Consider the following 23653-nt stretch of genomic DNA (forward strand, 5'->3'; position numbering starts at 1 on the left):
CTGCCGCAGAGTCCTGGTATTGTTGCGCCTGACTTTATCAGATAAAAAACAACAAAAAGACACAGCCCCATAGCTGTGCCTCCAGTGATCTGGTCGACAAACCTTCGTACTTATCTATCCCCTGCTCCCTTATTGTCCCTGCAGCTGATCCAGTTGCTCAAGCTGGCTTGGCTATCCGCCTGTATCAACGGCAGCCCTGTACAGAGACTCACTTGCCATTCGCCGTAACATTCGTTCGCTCCAAAATATCAAATAAGGCCTCGTTGAATTTCCCCTTCCGCTCCAGCATGGGAACATGGCCCGCTTCCGGAATGGAGTAAAAGAGCTTGAGCGGGGCTTTGATCGTCGAAAAAAATTGCTGTGCCAGCGGATAGGGGGTTTGCCAGTCCCGCTCTCCATGAATATAAAAGACTGGAATATCAAATGCAGCCCCCATAGACGACAGATCGAACGATTCCCATAAATATTCCCAAATAGGGCGCTGTCCTTCGCCAAATGCTCCGGAGATGAAAAAATATCTCATATCCTTAAGCGTATAAAATGGTGAACCTAAAGCATTGAGGATAAGCTCTGTTGTTGGACCAGCCGATAACTTATATTTTCTTTGGAATTTTCGAACCTTCATAAGGTTCCTGATCATGCCGTCATCGAATGCTGGCGGAGGATAAGGCTTCAAACGAAGAAGATCCCGATAATCGTTGTCGTTCCCGGCCATTTTCGCCGCTTCCAGTACTTTTTCATAGCCGACGCGTTCATTGTCCATCATATTCACAACCTGCCCAACGCCGATATAAGCCTGCACAAGCTCCGGATATTGTTTGCTGAACAGGCTACCTAACACTGAGCCCCAGGAATGCCCCAAAATGATAATCTTCTCTTTGTGATACTTTTCTTTCAAATAGTTCACAATTTCATATGTATCCTGAACGATACGGTCAACCGTAACTGTTGGGGCAACTTGTTTCGGATCATTATTAAAATAGGTTTTGCCGCTGTTTCTTTGATCCCAATGTACGATCGTAACATGCTTCTCCCACGGGATCTGAAACTCTTGGGCAAACGGCAATATAGGCTCTCCTGGACCGCCGTGCAAAAACAGCATCACTGGATTATTCATGTCCTCGCCCCGATGATGCAAATATTGCGAAATGCCGCCGATGGTTACGAATTCTCTGCAATCAATGCCATTACTCATGGGATTGATCCGAATTTGATGTGCAATCTTCTTTTTCTTGTACTGGGCAAACATAACGAAGCTGACGGTGAATAAGAGCAACCCGGCTAATACGATCCATATAACGCTCATCGTGTCCTCCGGTAAACGTTAGGACCTGGGTTACGCAGAGCAGAGCCATTAGGGGCAATCCCATACAACGGTTTGTATTTCTCCAAGGATTCTCTCATTGCTCGGCTCCTCCCGTCATATAGTCGGCAATGGCATGGACGAGTAAATCCAAGGCCTTCTCTCTTCCCCGCTCACCAAAAGACATATCTGTCGACCCAACAAAATGGAGTGCATTCATTAAATAGGCAAGCACATCCATTTCGCATCTCGATTCGTCAATGCCGCAAAGCGACAGCGTCCTGCTAAAATAGTTGTTTGATTTTGACGCTTCCCGGTCCGCCACCTCAGCTGGGAGCTTACGAAGCAGCAGCTCTATATCCGATGGGGAAACGTAGAGCACGATACTGTCAGCCGCCAGATAAATTTCCTTTAATACTTTTACAAGCCTTTCATTCAAATTTGCGTTTTCAGATAATACGGCCTCCACTCTCTCAAACATTCTGCTCTCGCTCTTTTTGATAATCGAATAGAGAAGTTCTTCTTTGGAATTGTAGTACGAGTAAAAGGAACCTTTGCCGATATGGGTCGCACTGGTGATATCCTCTACTGTAATCCGCTTTACGCCTTTCTTGCGAATCAGTTCAATCCCTTGTGTAAACATCGCTTCTCTCACCATATCTTTTTCATGTTCGGTGACAATCTTAGGCATAATCCCTCTCCTTTTAATGACTATAAATACATTGTACAGTCAATAAAAATATAATAATCCTTTTTCCTGTTTCTTACAAGATGTTTTATTTTTGCTGAATAGTGTTTCGCTAGTGGAGAAAAAACAGGAGAATAGATAAGGAGAGTTCAAAGGCATATATGTGCTACACCGCTTTATCACCGGAACCCGCATCAGACGCAGGCTCTTCCGCTTTACACGTTCCCAGTGGCTACCGGATTGTCCATGTAGCTGATCCAATCGCTCCAGCTGCCTGCGTACAGCTTCACCTTGCGGTATCCGGCTTCCTGCAACGCCAGGACGTTCGGACAAGCCGACAACCCCGAGCCGCAGTAGACTATTACTTCATCCTCGGGAGATATTCCAGCAAAACGTTCCCGCTGCCGCTCTGCTCCCTTCAGTGTCCCGTCTTCATTCATCCCGTCCTTCCAAAAAGCATGCACCGCTCCCGGAATATGTCCGGCCACCGGATCCAGCGGCGCGGTTTCTCCCGTGAACTGCTTCCAGTCCCGTGAATCGAGCAGGGTCACGCCGGCTGCGCCAAGCTTCACCCTCACCTCGTTCACATCAGCCAGCCAGTCCTGCTGGACATTTGTCTGGAAAGAACGCGGCGTCACTTCACTTTCCTCCGAAGTAAGCGGATATCCGGCTGCTTTCCAGCTTGCGAACCCTCCATCCAATATATATGCCGACCCGTGGCCCAAGTATTTCAAAATCCACCATAACCGCGCTCCTTCCGGGCGGAGGTCACCGTCATAGACAACGACAGGCGTATTTGCATCGATCCCCAGCTTGCCGAGTCGCCGCGCCAGCTCCTCCGGATGCGGGAGCGGACTCCGGCCGCCATGCTCGCTTGGCAGATCCATCAGATGCTTTTTCAAATCAACGAATACCGCACCAGGCACATGCTCACGCTGGTAAGCCTCAAAGCCGTAACCCGCATCACCCGGGCTGAATCGGACATCTGCGATAACCAGCTGACCCGGTTTCGACTCCAACTGTTCCAGCACCCATTCCTTGCTTACGAGATTTGACAATAACTCCACGTCCCTTCTGTTTTCAAGCGGCTGTTCTTAAATCGTAAATTCCAAATCCTCTTCTGTCTTCACGTCATAAATCGCCGAGTAGATATCGTTCTGAATCTTCAGCAGACTGGCATCCTCCCGCTTGCGCGGACGCTCATAGGGAACGTCGAAAATATGGTGAATACGCCCAGGACGCGGAGATAACAGGACGACTCGGTCTGCGAGAAAGACGGCTTCGGATACATCATGGGTAACAAACACCACCGTTTTCTTCTCCTCCTGCCATATGCGGAGCAGATCCTGCTGTAGCTGGAGCCGGGTAAGATGGTCCACCGCGCCGAAAGGCTCGTCCATCAGGAGGATGTTGGGACTATTCACAAGCGCCCGTGCGATCCCGGCGCGCTGCCGCATGCCTCCCGACAGATGATGGGGATATTTGGAACCGAATCCCTGCAGACCGACCATATTCAAATATTTGTCTACGAGCGCTTGCCGCTCTGCTTTTTTCATGCCGCCGAGCTCCAGCCCAAGGCCGACGTTCTGCGAGATCGTACGCCATGGATACAAGGATGCATCCTGGAATACAACCCCCGAGCTCCGGGTGGGTCCCTTAATCTTCGCGTCATCCAGCCAAATCTCGCCTTCCGTTGGGAGCTGCAACCCCGCCAGCAGTTCGAGCAGCGTGCTTTTGCCGCAGCCGCTCGGCCCAAGGATGCACAGGAATTCGCCATCTCGGACTTGCATGCTTATATCTTGAAGCGTGATCGTAGGAAGATCACCGTCATATACCATCGAGACATTTTTCACCGTAAAGCCAGACATATGAACTCCTCCTGCCACACTTTATTTTTTCGGAATAAACCGTAGGTCCAGAATGTCCTCCACCTTGTAGATCTCATCCTGGAAGCCCAATTCCTTTTGGATCTGCTGGGTGTCATTCAGCGCGTTGATGTCCACATCCGGGTTGTTCTCCCATAGAACTTCTTCGCGCTCCAGCGCCAGATCCAGCACCTCGGGATCGATCTCGATGTTCTTCAGATAGTAAGCCTTATACTCGTCCGGATGACTCTTCGCATATTCTTGCGATTTAAAATAGGCCCGCAGCAGCTTCTCGACCAATTCCGGCTTCTCGTTCAGAATCCCCTCACGCGCCGCCAGCACCCCGGTGTGGAAGGTCGGTAGGTAATCCCAGCCTGTAGCAATGATATTTCCTTTTCCCTGCTTCTCCGCGAGAGAAGCGAACGGCTCATGGATGATCGTGGCGTCAACCTGTCCTGTTTCCAGACTCGCGTATGCCGCCTGATGCGTACTGTTAGCAATGAAGGTCACATCCTCCGGCTTCAATCCATGCTCCTTCAGGATGACCTGTGTATATACCTCCAGCCCGCTGCCAAACACAGCGATGCCTACCTTCTTGCCCTTCAGGTCTTCCACCGTCTTGATCTCCGGCGAGGCAATCAGGTAGAATGGGCCTTTGGTCCGGAACATGGAGGAGACAATTTTGACGGGGGCGCCCTTGCCCGCAGCTACAATCGCTGTCGTTGTGGCTACGTCGACCACATCGATGTCTTTGCTAGTCAGGCCGGCAATTGGGTCCTTGGTGGTAATAAACTCGACGTCGAGTCCTTCTTCCTCGAAGAATCCCTTCTCCGCCCCGAAGGACACCGCCAATCCGCTGGCACCGCTAAGCGGTGCGTATCGGATCTTCTCCAGCTGGTTTCCCGCAGCGTTTTCTCCGCCCACTGTGGACGGAGCTGCTCCCTTGCCGCTATCCGTGCCGCTTGCGCAGCCGGCCGTCATGGCGATCAGCCATATCGTTGCAAATGCAATCATGTATGAACGTATTCCTCTTCTGGTCATATGGATCTCTCCTCTGTAAGTGACGCTTTTTCCAATGGTCTATGATGATTTCCATTTCAAAAACACATTGCGTTCCAACAAATCGATTAATGAAATAATAAGTACGGATACGACGGTAACCAGCGCTACAATAGCAAAGGCCTGCGCGGTATTATACAGCGATGTTGCCTTCACGAGAATATTTCCAAGACCATCCTTCGACGCCAGCATCTCCCCAAACAGAGCCCCGACCAGTCCGGTTGCAGCCGATAGGCGCAGACCCGCAAAAATGGTCGGCGCAGCCGATGGCAAAATCACCTTCATGATGGTCTGGTACTGCGTGGCCTCGAATACTTGGGCGACCTTCAGATGGTTGTGCGCCGTCTGCTTAATCCCGGTCATCGTATTGACCGTGATCGTAAAGAAACAGAATAGGAACACAATCGATATTTTATGCGTGATCCCGATCCCGAGCCAGAGGGCGAGCAGCGGCACAATCGTCACCTTTGGAATCGCCATCAGCGCCGAAAGATAGGGCCTGAAGAACTGCTCCGCCCAAGGAATCAGCACCAGAGCCATGCCCACGGCCAGGCCTCCAAGTGCCGCAATTCCATAGCCCGCAACGAATTCGGCCAGCGTGACGTACAGATGCTTCCAAATCTCCCCTTCACCGAACAGTTTGAACAGCTCTTGGAATACCTTGGAGGGCGCAGGCAGATACAAGCTGCTGACGGTCTCCGTGCGAACCAGAAGCTCGCAGATGCCCAGTATGATCAGCAGCAAAATCGCTTGCCCCGCCCAGATGCCGCGAAATTTCTTGGCTTTCCTCGTTCCCATCAGGCTCACCCCTTTGCAATCAGATCATAGCGGTTCCCCGGACGGCTTAGTCCCAAGTGCTCCCGGAAGGTGCTGCCTTCATATTCGGTACGAAATAAACCCCGACGCTGAAGCTCGGGTACAACCAGCTCCAGGAACAGATCCAGTCCACCCGGCATATAAGGCGGGCATACATTGAATCCATCGGCCGCTTCATCCCGGAACCATTCCTCGATGATATCCGCCACTTGCGTCGCGCTGCCGACAACAAGCAGATGCCCGCGGACCGTGACGGTGAAGAAATAGAACAGATCCCTGATCGTAATATCCTCCCGTCCGTTGGCCTTTCTCGCCAGGTCGGCCCAGTGCAACGCCGTTTCCGAAGCGGATACATCCGGCAGCGGATCCTCCAGGGGATATCCCCTTAGATCAATCCCGATCTTATCCGACAGCGGACCCAGATCGTAATCGGTCACAACCAGTTCATTCAGCTCCGCATATTTGGCACGCGCCTCTTCCTCCGTCCGGCCCACGATCGGAACCAGTCCAGGCAGAACCTTCAAATCCGAAGCTTCCCGTCCATACTCCGGCAGCCGGCCTTTCACTTCCTTAAAGAATTTGACGGCAACTTCCTTCACATTCGTTCCCGTGAAGACCATGTCGGAATATTTAGCCGCCAGCATTTGGCTGCGCAGGGAGGTTCCAGCTGTGATGAGCGGCAGCTGCCCCTGTATCGGGCGCAGAATGTTCAGCGGCCCGGCGACGGAGAAGTGCTCGCCGACATGGTCCAGAGCGTGAACTTTGCTTCCGTCGGCGAACACACCGCTTGCCTTGTCCCGCGGAAGGGAGTCGTCCTCCCAGGTGTCCCACAGCCCGCTGACGATCTCGATAAATTCCTCAGCATAGTCGTACCGCTTGACGTTATCCCAATGCTTCTCCCGGCTGAAATTCAGCGCGGCCCGCGGATCGGAGCCCGTCACGACATTCCATGAGGCCCGGCCTTGGCTTAGATGATCCAAGGATGCCGTGAAACGTGCGATGTTGTACGGCTCCGCATAGGTGGTGTTCACCGTGCCAATCAAACCGATTTTATCCGTTGCCGCAGCCAGATAGGACAGCATCGTAAACGGCTCCAGCCGCGTCATTTGGGAAGGGAATAAATGCTGCATATCTGCGCTCGTGGCCAATCGGTCCCCCAGAAAGAAGAAATCAAACTTGGCCTTCTCAAGCTTCTGGGCAACCTCCTTCAGGAACTGAGGGTCATAGGCACCGTCCGTTTTGCCTTCGGGCAGCCTCCAGCCCGCGGGATGATAGCCCGTCCCAAATAAAAACAATCCAAGATGCAATTGACGACGTTTTGAACTCATAGTTGTGCCACCTTCCTGATCTGTAATGGTTTTGGTTGATAATCATCGTGCCGTATGGTTTCGTTATATATCTGCTTTATCCGCGAATTTCCTCTGATAAGCGGTCGATTTCCTGCAGTTCTTCCTCTGTCAGCCGCTCATCCGAATACTTCAATGTATCCGCTATATGCTCGGGCTTGGATGCCCCGATAATAGCTGATGTGATGCCTGGGCGACTGAGCACCCAGTTCAGGGCGAACTGCGGAAGCGTCCATCCCCGATGCTCCGCCAGTGGCCGGATCGCTTCCACAACGGAGAGCGCATGCCGCTGGTTCAGCAGCAATTGCAATCTCTGTTCGCCTGCAGCCAGGCGCGAGTCCGATGGGGGAGCTTCGCCCGCCCGGTACTTCCCGGACAATATGCCCCGTCCGAGCGGGCTGTACACGATAACCCCAACCTGCTCGGACTGGGCAAAGGGAATTAATTCACGTTCGATATCCCTTGTAATGAGACTGTATTCCGGCTGTACGCTCTCGAACCTGCGCAGACCGTGGAGCGCACTGATGCCATGAGCTTTGGCCAGCTGCCAAGCCGCATAGTTCGAGCAGCCGATATAGCGGACTTTGCCCTGACGTACAAGATCCGTAAGCGCCTCGAGCGTCTCGTCCAGCGGGGTACACTCATCAAACCGGTGCACTTGATACAGATCGATATAATCCGTTTGGAGCCGGGCAAGGCTATTCTCCAGCGCACGGTAGATATGATAGCGGCTTTGGCCTTGGTCATTAATGCCGGGACCGATCCGGTTATGCAGCTTGGTAGCTAGGAGAATATCTTGTCTTCGCTCCTTCAGCAGCCTGCCTAGAATTTCTTCCGATTCCCCAAGCTGGTTTACGTTCCCGTTATCCATACCGGTACCGTACACGTCAGCCGTATCGATGAGATTGATGCCAGACCCAAGTGCCTGATCCAATACGGCGGCCGAAGCCCTCTCATCAATCCAGCGCCCGAAAGCCATCGTCCCCAGACTCACCTCCGACACTTGAACTCCGGTTCTACCCAGTGCTCTATACTTCATGATTGCTGCCTCCTCGTAAGATTCATACAAAAAAACAGCCGAAGACACACCTCGGATCATAAGCTGATCCAAGGATGCATCTCCGGCTGTCCGGTAGAATGTGCATCAATTCTATTATTTCCGATATGTTAAGTAGGATTATAGCATCGTCTAATTTTGTCGTCAATTATTTTTAATGTTGGATTTCCGGCCGGGTGAGACCGAGATGGTCCCGTAACGTTCTACCTGTATAGTCCTCGCGAAACACGCCGCGCTGCTGAAGCAGCGGCACTACACGCTCCACAAACTGCTCGAGACCACCCGGAAGCAAAGGGGCCATAATGTTGAATCCGTCGCAAGCCCCGCTTCGAAACCAATCCTCGATCCGATCGGCAATCTGCTGCGGGGTTCCGATCATCGTCATATGACCTCTAGATACCGCGTAATGCCGGCCGAGCTCCAGAATGCTTTTGCCCGATTTTGCAGCCATATCCATAATCATGATCGCTCGGCTGCTGTTCCCTTCCCTCGGAAGATCAGGCAGCGGACCGTCTACCGGATATCCTGTCAAATCAGCATTCAGCAATTGCGATACATATTTCACCCCTGCTTCCGGCAAGATGAGCTCGCTGAACGTCCGATAATACGCCAAAGCTTCGGCTTCGGTCTCTCCAAGGAAGATCAGCAGGCCCGGCAGAACCTTCACCTCTTCCCCTTCCCGTCCATACTCCTTGAGCAACTCCTTAAACTCGCGGTAATACATTATCGCATCTTCTTTACTCTCGCAGGCCGTAAACACAACATCGGCCGTTTGGGCCGCCAGCCTTCTTCCCGCTTCCGAGGTTCCCGCTTCAATGATAACGGGCCTGCCTTGTGGAGATCTAGGCATGTTCAACGGGCCCTCTACCTTAAAAAACTCTCCTTCATGATGAACCCGATGAATCTGGGTCGTATCCGCAAAGACAGCTCTCTGCCGGTCCAACACAAGGGCATCGTCCTCCCAGCTGTCCCAACATTCCTTCACAACCTGTAGAAACTCCTCCGCCCGTTCATACCGCTTCCCATGCTCCATTAATTCCGCCGAGCCGAAATTGCGTGCCTCCGCATCCTTCGTGGAGGTCACCACATTCCATGCAGCTCTGCCGCCGCTGATATGATCCAGCGTGGACAGGCGCCTTGCCAATGCGTAGGGCGCGTTGAATGTAGTAGATGCCGTGCCAGCTAATCCAACATACTCCGTGACACCGGCCAGACTGCTGAGCATGGTCAACGCTTCAGGTTGAAGAAAGCTGACATTCGTCCGCAAATCCTTAATCAGCGGTATCGAGTTGTTGTCTGCAAGGAACACCATATCGAATTTCCCGCGTTCGGCTGCTTGAGCGCAGCGCTTATAGAAATCGTAATCCACAGCTCCGACCCCCGCCGAACCGGGATGCCGCCAAGCGGCAATATGATGGCCGTAATTCATTAGAAAAGCGCCCAGACTTAATTGGCGTCGCTCCGCACCCATCTCTATACTCCCCTTCCCTTTATCTCTACTGAAGCTGTTTATCTCTACAGAAACTTACGCTCAACCAGTTTCTCTACGTAATCACCGACATACTTCATATCATCAAGACGGGATTGAACCTCCTTCTCCCATTTACCGGCATCCCGCAATGATGCAAGAGTAACCTGGTCGCCATACCAAGACTCCACCTCGTCCCGTCGGATGGTGAAGGTTTCGTCTTCAAAGGTGAAGATCAGTTTCTCCAAATTATCAATCATGGCAAAATTCGCAGTGGAATTATAAACCAGTAGCTGCTTCAGCTTCTCCTCTTGCAGATCACCGGCCCTGGCCTGGAGCCGGAGCTCGGCCGTCAATTCCTCCGGGTATAACTGAAATGTGCGTTCGATGTCACGCATGGGAAGCGAAGCATTCAAATTAATCAGGTTCGCAGCATTCCCCATATACGGGCTGGCGAAGCTTAACGAATTCCGGATATCATGCGTCAACGGATCATTCTGCTCCGCTTCATATTGAATGGCCTGTTCATTTGCCCTGGGCTTAATGAATCCCTCCAGTGCAGCCATACCCACTACGCCGATAAGCAGCAGTGCAACAATCAGCCAATTTTTTCTGCTCATGGTTCATTCACCTCAAGTTGAAGGGTTAATTTACAAGCTTTTTGGACAAGCAGCGGAATGATGACCGACGTCATCGGGATGGCATATCGCATGACGGTCTCATAGAACGAATAAGGTCCATCGATTCGCAATGCTCGCCCAAACCATAGATCACTGCCGTACTGAATCACGAAAGTGTACAAGGATACGACTACGATAAATATCGACCACAGCCACCATGCCCCTTTACTCCATTTGGCCAATTTGCCTGCGTTGATAATAGCTGTCTGCTTCTCATACCGTTTCAGATGCCGTGACATGGAAAGATACACCGCTCCGGTGAAAACAACAACGCACAGCAGGAGGGTGTTCACCCCTATACCGCTTGGCAAAAATCGGGCCGGGATGGTGACGATCCAGGCCAGCAAGGAATAAATAAGCGCGCTCTGAACAAGGTCATAACGGAAACGATAGCTGTAAACTTTTTGATTATCGTCAATGAGGGCCTCGATATCTTCGATGTTATCAATAGCGAGGCTGATGGCCGATTGATATTCCATGCCGTTCTCCATATAATCCGTAACTCGGGCCTCCAAATTGCTGAGAACCTCATTCTTCAGCTCTACCACTTCTTTGGTTTTGCGTTGATTTGCAAATAGACGGTCCACAAAGATCTCCAGGTCATGCCTGTTGGTCATTGCTCTGTCAGCTCCTTTCCGTTCCCGATCAGAACATCGATAATCTCGCGTGCAGCCTTCCATTCCTCTTGATTTTGCAGCAAGCGCCTCTGCCCCTCCTGGCTGAGGTTGTAATATTTGCGCCTTCCACCCTGGGTTTCTTCTCCCCAATAGGAACGGATTAATCCCTGCTTCTCTAACCTTCTCAGACTGGAATACAATGTAGGCTCCTTCAGCTCAAATCGATTCCCGCTTCGTATCGAAATTTCTTTAATGATCTGATAGCCGTAATTATCTCCGTCCGATAACACGCGCAGAATAAAGGTATCAATATTTCCACGTATCAAATCACTGTTATGTAAGGATTCAATCAAATACCCGGACCTCCTTAACGGAATGGAATGGGTATAATATAACGCATATTACTATGCGTGTCAAAGTAATACCTCACACATATATTTCTTTCTTCGTCGATTGACGGTTTACAAGCACTACTATATAATTTTTGAAAGTTCTTCCTATTAATAATTAGAATCGCTTCATTATTGTATTTAGTACGTGCAGGAGGAGACGGTTTTGCTTCATAAATACATTCGACGACTGAAATACTATATTATCCGGACTCTCCGCATGCAAAATAGTGATCATCGAATTGCGCTCGGTTTTGCCGTAGGTTTCTTTCCTTGCTGGTATCCAACCTTTGGCATTGATCTGCTGCTGGCTCCGCTGCTCGCTCGCATGGTTCGGGCGAGCATTCCCTCCGCCTTCCTTGCAGCTTCGGCAGGGACCGTCTTATGGCCGATCCTGTTCTATACAAACTATAGAATCGGGGTATTTGTGCATCTTTTCACCACATTTCCCAAAACCTTTGAAATCGAAGATGCCCTCTCGGCACCTGTCCCAGAGACGGATTATCGAATTGAGACAAATCATTTTGGCAGATTAGGCGATATGGGCGTCAACTTTTTTGTCGGCGCTCTCATCAACAGCATCCTGTCTACATTGATACTCTATATTTTGCTGCGCATCTTACTCTACGTTTACCGCAGACCTATGCTTCACAAAATCAAAGAATCCATCCGAAGAAGAAAATCGAAGTCCAAATGAAAACTCACATTAAAAAGCGCCTGGAACCTCCTTCCAGACGCTTTTTTGTATTCAGATCAAGTTTGCATTGTCCCTGCCGCATCCCAACTTCTTTTCAGTCCCTAAGCCAGCTTCTTTTGGAAAATTCGGTATAAGTTGCTAAAAGTACGGCATTCTAAAGAGGATGAGCCTTTACTACGAACCGGCAAAGGAGGGAAGAACAAAAATGAAATCGAAGGCGCAGCACGTACTGCTTGTCCCTGTTAAAGAGCGGCTTGCGAATTGCGAGGATGTCATCTATCAATCCTTACGTATCCATGGATCGACGTGTACCGTTATCTATATTGAATCCATTGTGGATATCAGCACCCTGCACGAGCATATCGTTAAACCGCTGATTAAGGAAGCAGCGTTGATTCAGCATAATTTTAACGACTTCATTGACCGTATGGATCGTGGAGATATCCTATCGGTTCCTTTTCATCGTTCTTCCTCGGCGGAGTATATTGCCAATATGATTGTCGAAGGCACAGCGGTAGTGGTTGTGGAGCAGTTGGCAGAGGCTTATTTATTCGACATCGCCTTGTATCAGAAACGGGCGGTTTCGGAATCTCAGAATGAGCTGGTGGTGAATGGACCGCAAGAAGCTTTTATCGAAGACATTGGCACCAATTTATCGCTGCTCCGGCACAAAATCAAGCATACGGATCTCAAAACCGTACGTTATCAGATTGGTGACTATTCCAAGACCGCCGTATATATGGTGTATGTCGACGGCTTATGCAAACCCGAAATTGTCGCTCAAGTAGACCGGAAGCTGAATAACATATCCATTGACGGCATCTTCGGGATCAGCACCTTGTCCGAGCAAATGAAGGAAGGTGTGAAATCCCCGTTTCCACAGTTCCAATATACCGAGCGACCGGATTCCGTAGCCGCTTCTCTGCTTGAAGGCAGAGTCGGCATCATGCAGGATGGAACACCGTCGGCTCTTATTGTGCCTGTCACTCTATTTTCCCTGCTGCAGTCGTCCGAGGATTATTATCACAGCTTCTTCTCTTCCAGCTGGATCCGGATAATCCGATTCGTGTTCGCCGTCATTTCATTGCTGATGCCTTCGCTATATGTAGCGATCACCACATTTCAGCCATCCATCATACCCACCGATCTGCTGATCACGATTGCGGCATCACGTGAGAACATCCCATTCACCGCTTTAACCGAAGCGCTGATCATGGAGCTTACCTTCGAAGCCCTGCGGGAAGCCGGAACCCGGATCCCCAAGCCTGTCGGGCAGACCATATCCATCATCGGCGCCATCGTCATTGGGCAGGCAGCAGTAGCAGCCGGTGTTGTATCCAATCCGATGGTCATCGTAGTGTCCATAACCGGCATCGCTTCTTATATCATTCCGCACTTCGAGCTCGGGCTTGCGTTCCGATTGCTGCGCTTCCCCATACTCATTCTGGGAGGGACACTCGGTCTTATCGGCGTATTTGCTGCTGCCTTCCTTGTGTATGGCCACATGGCTTCCCTGAAGTCGTTTAATACGCCCTATCTGCAGCCCGTTGCGCCGCTTGTGATATCTGAATGGAAGGATACCTTCCTGAGGGCGCCATCCATGCTGATGAAGAAGCGGCCTAAGACCTATGCGTCATCCAACAATTTAAGGAGAAGAAAGCCATAATGCCTCTACTCAAATTGTTTAACATGTTCAAAATAGTGCTTCCCCTTACGCTGTTGACGGGTTGCGGTTTCACGATGACTAAGGTTGAGATCAATCAGCAAACCTTTGTATTTGCCATGTATGTGGATAAAGGTCAGCAAGACGACACCGTAGAAGTTACGATTAGTGCCCCCCTTCCAAATCGGCTTACATCTGGAAGCCAAGCAGGCAAGCAAGGTGGTGGTGAACCGTATGCCACGGTAACCAAGACCTCCAGCACTGTGCAGGAAGCCTTGCACCTGATTCAACGGGATCTTTCCAGGCGTTTGGACTTCAGTCACGCCAAGGTCGTTGTCGTTGGCAAAAGCTACGCGGAGGCGGGATTAGAGGAGCTTACGGACTGGTTACAGCGAGAACCGACAACCATCCTCAGTACTTATTTAATGGTTGCGTCCGGAGATGCGAAAAAAGCCGCGGAGCTGACGCCGGTCTTTGAGCAGATGCCCTCGGAGGTGCTCACCCGTTTTGCGGACCAACACAACATGATCACAACGAACTTAAAGGATTGCCTCTATGCCGAATCGGCCAACCAAGGCTATGCCTTGACCTATTTGGCAACAGGCATGAAGCCTATGGTCGCCGATCAGGAGAAACTGAAGCCTTGGACAGGGATTCAAGGCACGGCGCTTTTCCATCATCATAAACTAGTTGCTACACTCCCGATGAAGGAGTCACTTGCTGTCAGTTGGGCAGTAAACGAGGTAAAAGGTCCTATGTATACCGTTTCATGGGATGAAGGTAAGAAGGCAAGCGTGTTTCTCATCACATCAAGCTCTAAGAAGTCTCTTCGCATGGTTTCGGGTCATCCAGTGTTCACGGTAAAGCTAAACGGAACAGGCGATATCGTATACAAACAAAAGCACAAGCAGCTTGATACCCTTCAGGTGAAAGAGCTCATCGAGCGTGAGCTCAATGAGCAAATCACCGGTCATTTAACAAAGGCTCTTCATACCTCGCAACGAGTAGGAGCAGACATCCTGCAGCTTGGCATGCTGGTGGATTGGAACTATCCGGATCATTGGAAAAGAGTTCATGCCAACTGGCCCGATTATTACAAAAACGAAGTTGAGATCCAGGTTGTTACCGACATCAAGATTCGAAACTTCGGATCCATACTCAAAATGAATCCGAAATAAGGAGGTTTGCCCATGCTCGCTCTTCTGTTCCTCGTGTATTCCTTGGTGGAATGGTATATCGCGAAGAAAAAGGCAAAAGCACCTCGTGAAAAATGGACGGTTCTCCTTCTGATCCTTGCGTTTACCGTCTGGAATTTATTCGCCTTGTTTTATCACGAGTGGCTGACCCCCAACCAACTGATTATGCTGCTGTTCGGTTGGCTTAACAACATATAACAAAACATTTATCGTTGTACCTTCACAGAGGACTATAATCTATAACGGAAAGGATGTACGAACCGACATGCGCAATACTCCCTGGCAGCTGTTCCGTTTCGGATTTGTCTATCTTAACGCCATACCTACTGGATTTCTGATCAGTCCCTTATTGTGGAACTCCGCTTATTTAGGATGGGCCGCGATTCTCGGCGGCTATGTGATGAGTCTAATCTTCCTGTGGTTTACCGTAAAGCTCGCGCTGTGGGACCCTCAGAAACCCTGGATCGATTTCGGCAGTAAACTAGTCAGCAACTGGATTCACGTTCCGATCGTCGCTTTGGTTTTCTTCTGGTCGATCAATTACATAGGGATGGATATCGAAAGCTTCACTTTATTCTTCGACACCAATTACATGCGTGAAACTCCTCAATGGTTCGTGCTCCTGATCGTGGGTTTGGTCGTTATGGTTACCGCCAGATGGGGCATGGAGACGATGATTTACATTTCAGACGGGCTTTTCCTCGTCATTGTCATTGCGATCGTCTCCATGAACATGTTTTTCTTCAAGGAAGCCCATTTCGATATGATGATTGCGACGGTCAGGCATCATAATTATGAGTCTGCAGTTAAGGACGCCCTGTTCTGTCTTTCTTTCTTCGCCGAATGGATCATCTTCCTCTTTCTCGCTCCCTATATCCAATTTAATCGGAAATCGTTTCGAAACCTCGCTGCCGCAGGGATTTTGGTGACTATTGGTATATTGCTCCAATGGGCTTCTGCTTTACTGAATTTCGGCCCTTATCTAGGGCGGGAAATGCAATATCCACTTGTTGAATTAATGCGCGCAGCTAGTGGGTTCCTCGGCAATGCCGATCCACTTATCATTGGATTATGGAGCAGTTCGATGTTTTTCCATAGCGCCTTTCTCATCCACGTAAGTGTAAGTTGCCTTGCCAAATTGTTTAACCTGAAGCAAATGGATGGGCCACTAATCTCCATCGTTGGGGGAACCGCTATCGTGATTGCATACCAATATTCGCAAAATCCAATCCGCTTTCTCCAGGACTTCAATTCATTCGAGATGGTGATGTTCTTTATTCTTATAGAGTTCATCCCTGTTTTCTATTGGATTGCCTCCCTGTTCCGCAAACGCAAACACAAACCTAAAACTAATCATAAACCTGCTTAAAACCTGAAGCTGTATCGATATCCTATTGAAAAACAGAAACGGGGAGAGCGGCATTTGCTGCTCTCCCCATTTTCCGGATTATATGTCACCTTTAGTACCGAGATACGTATGATAAGCCTCTGGAGTTTATACTTTTTGATCTCGTCAAAAAATCAACATTTTATGTAAGCGCTTCCTACAAAAAGGTTCTTTTATTGTAAGCAATTGGCATATTATATAGTACAGTAGACCAGCTGGCAAGGGTGGCAGCAGGAGGTGATAGGCATGGGCGTGAATGAAGCTTTGGCTTTAATGATATCGTTCGCCACTCTGGTCGTCTCGATCCTTGCCTTCCATAATAAGAAATAGACCCGTCCCTTGTACAGATGAATCTATTTCTTACGTCTGGTTGCAAGCAAATATCCACCTTGCAGGTGATGATCTGCTGTGTGAGGAGTCGGCGGCAACCGGCTCCTTTTAATACACAAAAATATCCTATTCTGATTTTCACGGAATTATGACTCGGCGGCGCCCGAATTAAGTATTTAGGATTGGCTTTACCTCCGCTATAATTTTCTCGATCTGTTTGGAGCATTCTTCATACATTTTCTTGGCCTTCTTACTCTTTGTGCTGAGGCTGAATAACTCCAAGTCCGCCTGACATTTCTTTAAATTCGCATAGAGCAGTTTCCGCTCCTCATTTTTGGGAACCTGAATCTGATCATCATATAAATCGATGGTTAGTTGTCCATAAGCATCAACCTGGGCAAGAAATACGTCCTTGATCTTGGCGCCCTGCTTGTCCAGTTCTTCCACCAGCCATCCCTGATTGAAGCCTGCGACGCGCAGCGGTTCATCCATGACTTTACCATCCATGACCACAACCTGTGCGACTTTTTCCGGCGCTACCTGGATACCAAGATCTTTAGGGGTTAAAGGCAGATTCTCACGTGTCTGCAGAATATTAATCTCCCCGCTTGACTCCATGATAGCAAATTCCACGTCAGCGACCTGAAACACGTCTTTTTTCCGCAACTGCTCCATTAACTCATCGGTAGACAGTCTTTCTTTCTTTAAATTGTCTTCTAATATCTTGCCATCTTTAATGAGTACGGTCGCCTTAAAATCGATAAAGTCCCTGGCCTTCTTGCTCTTGATTTGCAGGAATTCAATAAGTAATGAACAAGCTACCCATACGCCCAGCCCAACTAATCCCAAATACCAATTCGCCTCAAGATCCAAGGAGATATAGGCGGCCAAGCTGCCGATCGTAATCCCCGTTAAATATTCAAAAAAGGAAAGCTGCGAAACCTGCCGCTTTCCCAGCACTTTCGTCATCAGAAACAACACAACCACAGCACATAAGGTTCTAAGTACAATTTCCAACCATTGGGCCACAATAAAGCCTCCTCATTTGATGTCTCGACTTAATAATCACTCTATAGATTATTGTCAAATATCCTTCCAGAAATCACACCATTATTTCCCAGGCTATACTCCATGCATGTTCTTCTGCAAAATGCGTACATTATTACGCATGAAAGGAGTGATAAAAACCAATGACCGTAGCATCCGATGTCAAAACATGTCTCTCATCCTTAAAAAGCGCTCAGGCCAGCCTTGAGCAATTTGCACTGTCCACGCAAGATCAAAATGCCAAGGATTTGTTCACAGCTGCAGCATCACAAACACAGCAAGTCGTGGACCAAGTGGCCCAGCGGGTTCAACAGCTTGAACAGGAAGAGCCTCAGTATAAAGGTTTCTAACCATTTTTTTTGTTAGCTCCATCGCGTGTAAGCCCATGCATACCTCCTATCTTCCCCTGATAGGAGGTACTTTATATTGTGTTATTTATTATTGAGTTATCTTCCCCATCAGGGTAAAGTGTTAATAACGGAGACTGAATACAAAGGGGTAGATTCTATGAAGAATGGTACGCGTTCTATCGATGTCATCACGTTCGGTGAGTCGATGGGATTATTATATCCGGAAGGCACACGTGGCATAGGTCAAGGAGGAAGCATGGCACAATCCTTCGGTGGTGCCGAAAGCAATCTCGCCATCGGATTAGCCAGGCTTGGCTGCAGCAGCGGATGGTTCGGTCAACTCGGCAACGATCCGATCGGAACCGGTATTTTGAAAACGCTTCGAGGCGAAGGTGTCGACATTTCCGCCGCCAGACAAACGGATGTTGCACCGACCGGTCTTATGCTGCGACAGAATGTTCGCGGTCAATCTTCCGTCTATTACTACCGCAAAGGCTCTGCCGCCAGCCAAATGACGCCGGACCATGTAGACTCCGAATACATAGCCGATGCTCGCATCCTTCATTTTACAGGCATCACCGCAGCTTTAAGCAGCAGCTGCCTGGAGACGATACGGCATGTCATTTCCGTATGCAAAGCGCATGGCGTCCTGATCAGCTTTGACCCTAACCTCAGGCTCAAGCTATGGAATATCGAGGAAGCACGTCCTGTACTGCTGGAGCTTGCGGAAGTCTGTGATTATTTTCTTCCAGGCTATGATGAATGCAAGCTGCTGTTCGAAACAGAGGACGAGCAGGTGATCCTGGATCGTCTGCGACAGCTTCCCGCAATGTCAATTATCAAAAGTTTCAATGGGAGTAATGTCATTGTCCACAAGAACCACACCTATTCCCTTCCCTTTGAGCAGGTGGATCAAGTGGTGGATACCGTGGGAGCAGGCGACGGCTTCTGTGCCGGTTTCCTTGCTGGTATTGCCAAAGGCTGGACACCCGAAGAAGCTCTTTCACTGGGCGGTTTAACCGGTTCACTGGTGATCCAAGCGCCCGGTGATTGGGAAGCACTTCCGACATGGGAAGAAGTAGAGCAGCGGCGCGGGAATGCTGCTCATATCGAACGTTAACTCCTGTTCTTTAAACGAGCCATCTTTCTAATCCATTCATAGACGAGAAGGAGTGTGTTTACATGAAAAAACTAAGACTAATCGAACAAATTCATCATGCAGGTGTCGTTGCTGTCCTTCGCGGGGATTCCCCTGAAGAGGTTGTCGAGATTGCCAAACGTGCGATTGAAGGCGGTATCAAGGTAATCGAAGTCACCATGACTGTACCGTTTGCTACCGAAGCCATTACAACGCTGGCCAAAATGTATTCCTCCAAAAATCCGCAAGCGGCTAATTATGCCATTATCGGCGCAGGCACGGTTCTGGATGCCGAAACAGCCAGAATCACCATTCTTGCCGGCGCCGAATTTGTGGTCTCGCCCGGCTTCGACCGCGATACCATTCTCCTCAGCAATCGTTACCGCGTCCCGGTGATGCCGGGTGCCGTAACCGTTCATGATATCGTCGCCGCTCTTGAACTTGGCGTCGATGTCGTTAAGCTCTTCCCGGGGAATTTGTACTCCCCATCCGTCATTCCATCCCTTAAGGGTCCGCTCCCGCAAGCCAACATCATGCCAACCGGGGGCGTAAATTTGGACAATCTGCATGAATGGATCAAGGCCGGCGCGTTTGCGGTCGGGATCGGATCGGATCTGACCAAGGACGCGCTAAAGAATGGAGACTTCAGTCTGATTACAGAAAAGGCACGCGCATATATCAACGCGTTTAAAGAAGCTCATGCCCAAAGATAAAAATGATGTACTGATTTTGCAATACATTTTTTTCTAAATATTGTTATTTTCATAAACAGACAAGCCTATCAAGAGTCAACTTGATAGGCTTGTCTGTTTATTTAATCCGTCTCTTTTTGAACCAACGCTTCTGCGTAAGCATTCCCGTCGTAAACCCGCCTGCTACTATTGTCAAAACGGAATACATGAAGGTGCTTCCCGACAGCAGGATGCCTCCGAAACCGATGATAACGACATCCATCAGCAAAATAATGACGCCTACATTTAACGGCAAATATTTTGCCAGGAAATGCGCCAACAGGTCCGTTCCGCCCGTGCTTGCATTGTTTCTAAGCATAAATCCAAGGCCGGCTCCGATCAAAGCCCCGCCCAGGGGCGCGCTTAGGATGACATTCGGGGCAAAAAATCGCAAAAAACCCGGTTGCAGCGGTGAAAGCAAATCGATGATAAATGAAGATATCAGCATGCCTGACAGACTATTGTAAAAGATTTCGCGATTTAATATCCAGGCTGCGATAAACATGGGAATGCTGCACAAAATGATGACGAATCCAATATGTAGATCAAACACATAGTTAGCAATCAGAGCAATGCCGATAACTCCACCGTCCAAAACTTTATGCGGGACAAGAAAAAAATTGGTCCCCATCGCGATCAGAAAACTGCCGATCACGATAATGACATGTTTTCGAAATGACACCATTTCCCCATCTCCATTTATAAGGGCATGTCTTATTTATATGCTTGTCATTTCGAAAAATTGCGAACTTGCTGTCCCGCATTTGAAAAAAATTCCACCGTGTTCGATTCGGATGCTTTTCGCTTTTAATCTTTTACATAAATTAAACGCTCGGTCCGTGCCATCACCTTGGTCTTCATATATGGATAATTCTCATAACAATAATCCACAAAATACCCTGGCTTCTCTCCATTCCAAGGGAAAATATCGTAGTGCATCGGAATGGTCAGATCGAATCTCGATACTGCGGCAAGCTCTGCGGCCTCCCGGAAGCCCATATTTCCAACGATCCCATCATTCCGGCGGAAGGCATCTCCCCCGTTGATCGGCACCATCCCGATATCAATCGAATACGCCTGTAATCTTTCAACCAGACCAGGATAAACGACGGTATCTCCTGCATGGTAAATCAACACGCCCTGGATATCCACCAGATATCCGACAAATCGGTGTCCAAACTGTTCATGCTCATCCAAGGTTTCATGGGCAGCCGGAATCGCCATCAGACGGAAGCCCTCAAACTGCTGCCATTGATCGCACATCGCCGCGAACAAGCGCTCCGGCGCGACGCCAGCCTCTCTCATCGCTTCATGACAGCAAGCTGGTGCAACAAAGGCTGTCTCCGGATTCTGTTTGGCTATGACCGCAATCGTTCCCAGATCCATATGATCGTCATGCTCATGGGTGATTAGTACCATGTTCGCATTCGTGATATGCTCCGGCTTCAGCGGTGCAGGGAATGCACGCTTAAATCCCGCCTTGCGTTCCAGATCCTCTGACATATAAGGGTCGATGTAAATGACAACCTCCCCGCCTTTAAGGACAACGCTCTCCTGCCCCAGAAACCATACCGCTGCCATCCCTTCGGCTGTGGACGTCCGGTTGATTTCTTCGATAAGCAACTCGGGACCTCGACCCTTGCTGTTCTGTTCCATCATCTCTCTTCTCTCTCCTTCCTTTTTCTATCATGACTAGATTATAACATGCAGTCATTTGTAGAAATGGCCCAACCCACAAAGAAAAAAACGAGTCCAGAGTAAGCAAAAATGCCCACTTCAAACTCGTTTTGTCTCATCTATATGAATCCTAATTACGTTCAAGCGGCTTCTTCCATAGACCAAGCAGCATGCCTGATATTACCGCGCCAATGAGGACGGCCAGCAAGAACAGAAGCGCATGATTCGCCAGTGCGGCAACAAAAATCCCCCCATGAGGAGCAGGGACGTTAATGCTCCACAGCTGCGTCAACCCACCGGCAACCGCCGAGCCTAGGATACAGGATGTCAGCACACGCAACGGATCGGCTGCGGCAAACGGGATCGCGCCCTCCGTTATGAAGGAAAGGCCCATCACGTAGTTGGTCACGCCGGACTTTCGTTCCTGCTCCGTAAACTTATGCTTGAAGAACGTCGTTGCCAGCGCAATGGCGAGCGGAGGAACCATCCCGCCAGCCATAACCGCAGCCATCATGGCACCGTTCGTGTTGCCGCTGGATGTAAATACGCCGATCGCAAATGCATAAGCCGCTTTATTAAAGGGACCGCCCATATCAATTGACATCATTCCACCCAGAATAAGACCGAGAATCACGGCGTTGCCGGTACCCAGATTGTTCAGAATATCAACCAGACCGAGATTGATCCAGCTGAAGAACGGATCAAACAGGTAGAACATAATTGTTCCGGTGACAAGGAGGCCGACAACCGGGTACAGCAGAATCGGCTTTAAGCCGTCAAGTGCTTTTGGCAGTCCGGCAAATGCTTTGCGCAGCAGGATCACCACATACCCCGCCAAGAAACCTGCCGCAAGTCCGCCTAGGAATCCCGAATTGGAATTGAGGGCCATCAGGCCTCCGACCATGCCGGGCATCAATGCCGGACGATCACCTATACTCAGTGCAATGAATCCCGCCAGAACCGGAATCAGGAAGTGGAAGGCGCCGTCTCCCCCGCCAATCGTCTGCAGCAGCTGAAAGAGGGGATGATGTTCACCTGCAAGCTGCTCGATCAGGAAGGAGACAGCCAGAAGAATGCCGCCTCCCACGACGAATGGCAGCATTTGCGAAATACCATTCATCAGGTCCTTATACACTTTAGTGCCAATACTGCCCTTCTCTTTCGTCTGCGACTCACCGCCGCCTTCGCTCCGGTAGATCGGCGCATCGCCGCTCATCGCCTTGCGAATCAGCTCCTCCGATTTGCGGATACCGTCGCTGACAGGTCGCTGGAGCACGGGCTTTCCGTTAAAACGGACCATTTCCACGTTTTTGTCGGCCGCAATGATGACGCCTGCAGCCCTGCGGATTTCCTCTTCCGTCAACACGTTTTGCGCACCTTCCGAGCCATTGGTCTCTACCCGAATTTCGACGCCCATTTCCTGGGCTTTCTTCTTCAGGGCATCTTCAGCCATAAATGTATGGGCAATACCGGTTGGGCACGCCGTTACGGCAACAACAAAAGCTTCCGAGGTTCCGGCAGAAGCATTCCGTTGGTCAGATTCGGGAGCGCCGCCGGACTCCTGACGGTTGTTCTCGGCTTCCTTTTGTGCAGCTTCCCTTTTTTTAGCCGCTTCCCTCTCCGCTTTGGCGGCTTCTTCTACCGCCTGCTTCGAATCGAATAAAGCCGTCACTTCCCCGGGCGTGTTCGTATTCATCAATTGACCGATGAATTCCGCATCGATCAGCAGCCGTGATAGCGCTGCAAGGGTACGGAGATGGGTATTCCCGGCTCCTTCCGGAGCAGCGATCATAAAAAACACATACGCCGCCTCTCCGTCCAGCGCTTCAAAATCCACGCCCTGTCTGCTCTTGGCAAACACAACGGTTGGTTCATTAACCGCTTTCGTCTTTGCGTGCGGCATCGCGATGCCGCCCCCGATCCCCGTACTGGATTCGGCTTCACGCTTCAGAATCATCTCTTTAAACAAGACCGGATCGTTGATCCGTCCGCTTGCTGCCAGGCTTGCGATCAATTCATCAATGGCTGCCTCCTTCGTGACCGCCTTCAGGTCCATGATCATCGTTTCTTGTATCATTAAATCCGTAATTTTCATGCTGGTTCACACTCCCTTGAAATCATCGTGATGACTACCACGCCATAACCGCGT

24 protein-coding genes are annotated in these 23653 nt (G+C 49.8%); 8 read left to right on the top strand and 16 right to left on the bottom strand.

Features of this window, described 5'->3' with window-relative positions:
- Positions 1-208 precede the first annotated feature (208 nt).
- From NYE54_RS26505 to NYE54_RS26560, 12 genes are all read right to left on the bottom strand, one after another.
- Positions 209-1306, bottom strand: a complete 1098-nt coding sequence (locus NYE54_RS26505) for an alpha/beta hydrolase (RefSeq protein ID WP_339267382.1) — start codon at positions 1304-1306, stop codon at positions 209-211.
- A 94-nt stretch (positions 1307-1400) separates the two neighbouring features.
- A complete protein-coding gene (locus tag NYE54_RS26510) occupies positions 1401-1994 on the bottom strand; it encodes a TetR/AcrR family transcriptional regulator (protein WP_076324415.1) in 594 nt (197 codons plus the stop codon).
- A 212-nt stretch (positions 1995-2206) separates the two neighbouring features.
- On the bottom strand, positions 2207-3049 hold the full coding sequence (locus tag NYE54_RS26515) for a sulfurtransferase (protein ID WP_339267384.1): 843 nt from the start codon (positions 3047-3049) through the stop codon (positions 2207-2209).
- A gap of 36 nt (positions 3050-3085) precedes the next feature.
- A complete protein-coding gene (locus NYE54_RS26520) occupies positions 3086-3859 on the bottom strand; it encodes an ABC transporter ATP-binding protein (RefSeq protein ID WP_076324417.1) in 774 nt (257 codons plus the stop codon).
- A 21-nt stretch (positions 3860-3880) separates the two neighbouring features.
- Positions 3881-4897, bottom strand: coding sequence for an ABC transporter substrate-binding protein (locus NYE54_RS26525; RefSeq protein ID WP_339267387.1), 1017 nt, complete (start codon positions 4895-4897; stop codon positions 3881-3883).
- A 39-nt stretch (positions 4898-4936) separates the two neighbouring features.
- Positions 4937-5713 (bottom strand): ABC transporter permease, encoded by a 777-nt coding sequence (locus NYE54_RS26530; RefSeq protein WP_339267389.1) that lies wholly within the window; start codon positions 5711-5713, stop codon positions 4937-4939.
- Positions 5714-5718: 5 nt separating this feature from the next.
- Positions 5719-7059, bottom strand: coding sequence for an LLM class flavin-dependent oxidoreductase (locus NYE54_RS26535; protein ID WP_339267391.1), 1341 nt, complete (start codon positions 7057-7059; stop codon positions 5719-5721).
- Between the two features lie 76 nt (positions 7060-7135).
- Complete coding sequence (locus NYE54_RS26540; RefSeq protein WP_339267393.1) at positions 7136-8116, bottom strand: aldo/keto reductase; 981 nt, start codon at positions 8114-8116, stop codon at positions 7136-7138.
- A gap of 172 nt (positions 8117-8288) precedes the next feature.
- A complete protein-coding gene (locus NYE54_RS26545; protein WP_339267394.1) occupies positions 8289-9605 on the bottom strand; it encodes an LLM class flavin-dependent oxidoreductase in 1317 nt (438 codons plus the stop codon).
- A 44-nt stretch (positions 9606-9649) separates the two neighbouring features.
- Positions 9650-10222: a DUF4825 domain-containing protein gene (locus NYE54_RS26550; RefSeq protein WP_339267396.1), complete on the bottom strand. Its 573-nt coding sequence runs from the start codon at positions 10220-10222 to the stop codon at positions 9650-9652.
- Positions 10219-10899, bottom strand: coding sequence for a permease prefix domain 1-containing protein (locus NYE54_RS26555; protein ID WP_339267398.1), 681 nt, complete (start codon positions 10897-10899; stop codon positions 10219-10221). Before NYE54_RS26555 ends, NYE54_RS26550 begins: the two co-directional genes overlap by 4 nt.
- Complete coding sequence (locus NYE54_RS26560; protein ID WP_339267400.1) at positions 10896-11252, bottom strand: PadR family transcriptional regulator; 357 nt, start codon at positions 11250-11252, stop codon at positions 10896-10898. Before NYE54_RS26560 ends, NYE54_RS26555 begins: the two co-directional genes overlap by 4 nt.
- Positions 11253-11454: 202 nt before the next feature.
- Here NYE54_RS26560 and NYE54_RS26565 point away from each other — a divergent pair, with 202 nt between their 5' ends.
- The 5 genes from NYE54_RS26565 to NYE54_RS26585 all read left to right on the top strand — a co-directional run bounded on the left by NYE54_RS26565 (position 11455) and on the right by NYE54_RS26585 (position 16213).
- Positions 11455-11985 (top strand): DUF2062 domain-containing protein, encoded by a 531-nt coding sequence (locus tag NYE54_RS26565; protein ID WP_339267402.1) that lies wholly within the window; start codon positions 11455-11457, stop codon positions 11983-11985.
- Between the two features lie 205 nt (positions 11986-12190).
- On the top strand, positions 12191-13651 hold the full coding sequence (locus tag NYE54_RS26570) for a spore germination protein (RefSeq protein ID WP_339267404.1): 1461 nt from the start codon (positions 12191-12193) through the stop codon (positions 13649-13651).
- Complete coding sequence (locus NYE54_RS26575) at positions 13651-14826, top strand: Ger(x)C family spore germination protein (RefSeq protein ID WP_339267406.1); 1176 nt, start codon at positions 13651-13653, stop codon at positions 14824-14826. The genes NYE54_RS26570 and NYE54_RS26575 overlap by 1 nt, the downstream gene beginning before the upstream one ends.
- Positions 14827-14838: 12 nt before the next feature.
- Entirely contained in the window at positions 14839-15042 is a 204-nt protein-coding gene (locus NYE54_RS26580) for a hypothetical protein (protein ID WP_339267408.1), read from the top strand.
- A 67-nt stretch (positions 15043-15109) separates the two neighbouring features.
- A complete protein-coding gene (locus NYE54_RS26585; protein WP_339267409.1) occupies positions 15110-16213 on the top strand; it encodes a GerAB/ArcD/ProY family transporter in 1104 nt (367 codons plus the stop codon).
- A 516-nt stretch (positions 16214-16729) separates the two neighbouring features.
- Here the strand turns inward: NYE54_RS26585 and NYE54_RS26590 are convergent.
- A complete protein-coding gene (locus NYE54_RS26590; protein ID WP_339267411.1) occupies positions 16730-17590 on the bottom strand; it encodes a DUF421 domain-containing protein in 861 nt (286 codons plus the stop codon).
- Positions 17591-17751: 161 nt separating this feature from the next.
- Here NYE54_RS26590 and NYE54_RS26595 point away from each other — a divergent pair, with 161 nt between their 5' ends.
- The 3 genes from NYE54_RS26595 (at position 17752) to NYE54_RS26605 (ending at position 19809) form a co-directional block, all read left to right on the top strand.
- Complete coding sequence (locus NYE54_RS26595) at positions 17752-17958, top strand: DUF1657 domain-containing protein (RefSeq protein WP_076324431.1); 207 nt, start codon at positions 17752-17754, stop codon at positions 17956-17958.
- A 157-nt stretch (positions 17959-18115) separates the two neighbouring features.
- Complete coding sequence (locus tag NYE54_RS26600) at positions 18116-19078, top strand: sugar kinase (protein WP_339267414.1); 963 nt, start codon at positions 18116-18118, stop codon at positions 19076-19078.
- Between the two features lie 62 nt (positions 19079-19140).
- Positions 19141-19809 carry a bifunctional 2-keto-4-hydroxyglutarate aldolase/2-keto-3-deoxy-6-phosphogluconate aldolase gene (locus tag NYE54_RS26605; RefSeq protein WP_339267415.1) on the top strand — a complete coding sequence of 223 codons (669 nt, stop codon included), beginning with the start codon at positions 19141-19143 and terminating at the stop codon, positions 19807-19809.
- A 97-nt stretch (positions 19810-19906) separates the two neighbouring features.
- On the opposite strand, the gene NYE54_RS26610 is transcribed toward NYE54_RS26605, so the two are convergent.
- From NYE54_RS26610 to NYE54_RS26620, 3 genes are all read right to left on the bottom strand, one after another.
- On the bottom strand, positions 19907-20512 hold the full coding sequence (locus NYE54_RS26610; RefSeq protein ID WP_076324433.1) for a YitT family protein: 606 nt from the start codon (positions 20510-20512) through the stop codon (positions 19907-19909).
- 122 nt (positions 20513-20634) lie between these two features.
- Positions 20635-21486 (bottom strand): MBL fold metallo-hydrolase, encoded by an 852-nt coding sequence (locus NYE54_RS26615; RefSeq protein WP_339267416.1) that lies wholly within the window; start codon positions 21484-21486, stop codon positions 20635-20637.
- Positions 21487-21634: 148 nt separating this feature from the next.
- Positions 21635-23599: a fructose-specific PTS transporter subunit EIIC gene (locus NYE54_RS26620; RefSeq protein ID WP_339267417.1), complete on the bottom strand. Its 1965-nt coding sequence runs from the start codon at positions 23597-23599 to the stop codon at positions 21635-21637.
- Positions 23600-23653: the final 54 nt, after the last annotated feature.

The sequence above is a fragment of the Paenibacillus sp. FSL K6-1330 genome (assembly GCF_037976825.1).
GTDB lineage: Bacteria > Bacillota > Bacilli > Paenibacillales > Paenibacillaceae > Paenibacillus_AQ.

What these genes read in the sequence shown, in the direction of transcription:
- NYE54_RS26525 (WP_339267387.1), bottom strand. Translation starts at nt 4,897, where the DNA reads ATGACCAGAAGAGGAATACGTTCATACATGATTGCATTTGCAACGATA.
- NYE54_RS26595 (WP_076324431.1), top strand. Translation starts at nt 17,752, where the DNA reads ATGACCGTAGCATCCGATGTCAAAACATGTCTCTCATCCTTAAAAAGC.
- NYE54_RS26615 (WP_339267416.1), bottom strand. Translation starts at nt 21,486, where the DNA reads ATGATGGAACAGAACAGCAAGGGTCGAGGTCCCGAGTTGCTTATCGAA.
- NYE54_RS26610 (WP_076324433.1), bottom strand. Translation starts at nt 20,512, where the DNA reads ATGGTGTCATTTCGAAAACATGTCATTATCGTGATCGGCAGTTTTCTG.
- NYE54_RS26520 (WP_076324417.1), bottom strand. Translation starts at nt 3,859, where the DNA reads ATGTCTGGCTTTACGGTGAAAAATGTCTCGATGGTATATGACGGTGAT.
- NYE54_RS26555 (WP_339267398.1), bottom strand. Translation starts at nt 10,899, where the DNA reads ATGACCAACAGGCATGACCTGGAGATCTTTGTGGACCGTCTATTTGCA.
- NYE54_RS26620 (WP_339267417.1), bottom strand. Translation starts at nt 23,599, where the DNA reads ATGAAAATTACGGATTTAATGATACAAGAAACGATGATCATGGACCTG.
- NYE54_RS26540 (WP_339267393.1), bottom strand. Translation starts at nt 8,116, where the DNA reads ATGAAGTATAGAGCACTGGGTAGAACCGGAGTTCAAGTGTCGGAGGTG.
- NYE54_RS26545 (WP_339267394.1), bottom strand. Translation starts at nt 9,605, where the DNA reads ATGGGTGCGGAGCGACGCCAATTAAGTCTGGGCGCTTTTCTAATGAAT.
- NYE54_RS26605 (WP_339267415.1), top strand. Translation starts at nt 19,141, where the DNA reads ATGAAAAAACTAAGACTAATCGAACAAATTCATCATGCAGGTGTCGTT.
- NYE54_RS26580 (WP_339267408.1), top strand. Translation starts at nt 14,839, where the DNA reads ATGCTCGCTCTTCTGTTCCTCGTGTATTCCTTGGTGGAATGGTATATC.
- NYE54_RS26530 (WP_339267389.1), bottom strand. Translation starts at nt 5,713, where the DNA reads ATGGGAACGAGGAAAGCCAAGAAATTTCGCGGCATCTGGGCGGGGCAA.
- NYE54_RS26535 (WP_339267391.1), bottom strand. Translation starts at nt 7,059, where the DNA reads ATGAGTTCAAAACGTCGTCAATTGCATCTTGGATTGTTTTTATTTGGG.
- NYE54_RS26600 (WP_339267414.1), top strand. Translation starts at nt 18,116, where the DNA reads ATGAAGAATGGTACGCGTTCTATCGATGTCATCACGTTCGGTGAGTCG.
- NYE54_RS26510 (WP_076324415.1), bottom strand. Translation starts at nt 1,994, where the DNA reads ATGCCTAAGATTGTCACCGAACATGAAAAAGATATGGTGAGAGAAGCG.
- NYE54_RS26570 (WP_339267404.1), top strand. Translation starts at nt 12,191, where the DNA reads ATGAAATCGAAGGCGCAGCACGTACTGCTTGTCCCTGTTAAAGAGCGG.
- NYE54_RS26575 (WP_339267406.1), top strand. Translation starts at nt 13,651, where the DNA reads ATGCCTCTACTCAAATTGTTTAACATGTTCAAAATAGTGCTTCCCCTT.
- NYE54_RS26550 (WP_339267396.1), bottom strand. Translation starts at nt 10,222, where the DNA reads ATGAGCAGAAAAAATTGGCTGATTGTTGCACTGCTGCTTATCGGCGTA.
- NYE54_RS26505 (WP_339267382.1), bottom strand. Translation starts at nt 1,306, where the DNA reads ATGAGCGTTATATGGATCGTATTAGCCGGGTTGCTCTTATTCACCGTC.
- NYE54_RS26585 (WP_339267409.1), top strand. Translation starts at nt 15,110, where the DNA reads ATGCGCAATACTCCCTGGCAGCTGTTCCGTTTCGGATTTGTCTATCTT.